Origin of the sequence: Chryseobacterium sp. UNC8MFCol (genome assembly GCF_000482305.1) — a bacterium.
GTDB classification, from domain to species: domain Bacteria; phylum Bacteroidota; class Bacteroidia; order Flavobacteriales; family Weeksellaceae; genus Chryseobacterium; species Chryseobacterium indologenes.
In genome coordinates this window covers 1-3,026 of sequence record NZ_AXUZ01000028.1, presented here as the reverse complement: position 1 = coordinate 3,026, position 3,026 = coordinate 1, and the positions used below count along the sequence as shown (strand labels likewise).

General features: G+C 35.3%; 1 protein-coding gene. It reads left to right on the top strand.

What is annotated here, in order from left to right; genetic code table 11:
• Positions 1-98: 98 nt before the first annotated feature.
• Positions 99-3,026 (top strand): RHS repeat domain-containing protein (locus M030_RS0114260; protein ID WP_155860258.1); only part of this gene is annotated, 2,928 nt, incomplete at its 3' end.

Sequence of the window (3,026 nt, the reverse complement as noted above, 5' to 3'; positions counted from 1 at the left end):
GATAGATACCCAGGCTTTGATCCAGGGAGCTTACCTGATTACCATAAAAACGGATACCAACAAAACTGCTAATGCCAAACTGATTAAAAAGTAAAAAAATGAAAAGAAACAAAATTATCGCCGCTTTACTACTATCGAATTTTGTATTAGTCAGTGCTCAGAATATCAATTTTTTCCCTCAAAGCCCTAATTCAACACCATTTGCTGTCAATGGAAAGATACCTGTTAACATGTACAAAGGAACTCCATTGGTTAATATTCCATTATTCAGCAAATCAATCAACGGAAAACCATTCGATTTATCACTCAATTATAATGTAAAATCAGTTAAGCCCGAAACAGTACCTACCTGGGTCGGATTAGGCTGGAATCTGGAGGTAGGAGGTTCTATTTCAAGGATTGTAAATGGCGGAATTGATGAGGTTTATCAAGCCAATCTGCAGCCTTATAATAGATTTTCATACTTAGATAATTATTCAACATTAGATACTCCTTCATGGTCAAGCCTACAGACCATGGAAACGTATAGTCTTAATAACCTTCAATATATGGTAAAAGACATTACTAAATTAGGAGCTGTTCCTGATCCCGATGAGTTTATTATCAATTTTTGCGGGATAACGGGTAGTTTTTATATGAGTGAAAAAGGGACGTGGATTGGCAGAACGAGAGATGGCAGAACATTTAAGGTCGTACACAATTATAAAAATGATTTTAAAGTTAATGAAAAAGCGATATTAGGAGGTTCATATATTGCGCCAAAAACAACGACAGTTAAAAGAATTTTGTATGGATTTACAATTGTTTTAGATGATGGAACTCAGGCTGTGTTCGGTAATGATGATAATGCTGTAGAATTTACATCAACCGATGAAAATATTGATCCGTTCAATCCTCAGATGATGGTAAGCAATTGGTATCTGAAGGAGATTAAATTCCCTGATAATAAAAAGATGTCGTTTTCTTATTTAAGAGATGAAAGAGCCGTATTTCTGAATAATAAATCAGGCCAATTGTTTTATAATAAAAAAGATCAGCAGCCATGGACCTACAATTCAACATCGGGTGGAAATCTCAATCAAATACAGACTAACAGATTACATACGACTTATCTTGACAAAATTGAAGGAGACGATTTTATCATTAACTTTAATAAAAGCCTTGCTAATCAGAAAGAATATAATCCGCTTGATTATGCCATATCGACATGGAATGGGTTTTATACTCATCATATGAGTGCTTATGGAAATTATAAACACTGGCATAAGCTAGATAACATTACCGTCAAGGATAAAGCTGGAAATGTTATTAAGAATATTCTCTTTAACTATAATAATGTTCCTGATGATCGTCTGTTGTTGACGGATGTTACCATTAATGGAACTGAAAAATATAAGCTTACCTATAATCCGCAAAAACTTCCAGATTACCTGAGTACCTCGACGGATGAGTGGGGATATTATAATGGAAATACGATTTTAACCTCGAATAATACGAACAATATGTCTTCTGAACAATTGAAAAATTATCTGGTTAATAATTATCCTCAAGCCAAAGCTCCGAATCTTTCATTGTCAAAAGCAAGTACTTTGGAACAAATCACCTACCCTACTGGAGGCAGCACATATTTTACCTATGAGCTTAACAGTTATTCACAGTACGGAGAAAAGGAAATGCCCCTGACTGCTCTTAAACTAAATCCGGTTGCCAATGATGTAGTATCCGGAGGTTTGAGAATACAGAAAATTAAATCCTGTAACGAGAATAATAATTGTATTCAAAAGATGTATTCTTATTTAGATGATAATGGAAGATCCAGTGGGATACTTCCTTATAAGCCTGTCTATCTTTTGGAAGGAAGTGAGCCGTCTGCAGGTTTAGTATTCTGGGAATGGTCTTCTCATTCCTATCAAAACCTAAAAGATGAAGACAATACTGTAGGATATAGTAAGGTAACTGAGATTGATGATAATGGTGGGAAAAAAGAGACCTACTTTACGAATTTCAGCAATCCTGATTTTAATGATACGGCAGGAGTTGCTTATTTTGGATGGAGCCATCCAGGTATATTCAGAGGCCTTCCTTATACTTCCTTTTCTTTGATGAGAGGAAAGCCAAGTAAAGAAATTACCTATTCTTCTACTAATAAAATTTCTGAAACCCATTACACTTATTCAAAGCATACAGATTACATTAAGGCGTATACTTCCAGCTACAGACAATTTGGTCAAACTTTTAGCCATCCTCCATTTGTTCTGTACGATGGTATTACTTACGGGGCACTTCTTGATGCTCACTATGTCAATTTTAATTCCAGCTTCCTGACACAGAAGAAAACTGTATTTGAAAATATAGAATCCACAGAAACCAATACGTATAATTACACCTATAATAGTTTGAAGACATCAAAGAAGCAGGATGGAGATGGAAACCTATGGGAAACTAATTACACCTATAGTACTGATGTCAACAACCCTGGTTTACAAAATGCCTATATGGTAAATGTTCCTATAGCTACAGAAGTAAAGAAAAACAATAAAATCATTTCTAAGGCAGAAACCCGATATGGAACAACGAATCTTCTTCCTGTTTCTGAGCTCTCGTTTGATCTTCAAAGTATTTTACCAACTACAGAAATTACTTACGATCAGTATGATGTAACGAATGGAAATCTTCAACAGTTTACAACAAAGGACGGGATATCTACAGTTGTTATCTGGGGATATAATAATACCCAACCTATTGCAAAAATTGAAAATGCAAAACTATCGTATATTTCGCAATCAGCTATTACAGCTATCGTAAATGCTTCTGATGTGGATGCAGGAGCTGTACCTAACAGTGATGAATCAACCTTCCTAAATGCGTTGAAAATATTTAGAGATAGTTTATCCGCCTACCGGATTACGACGTATACCTATGATCCTCTTGTGGGAGTTAGAAGTATTACATCACCTACGGGAATCAAAGAAAGTTATACCTACGATGGATTGGGCAGATTGGAAAAGGTAATCGATACTAATGGT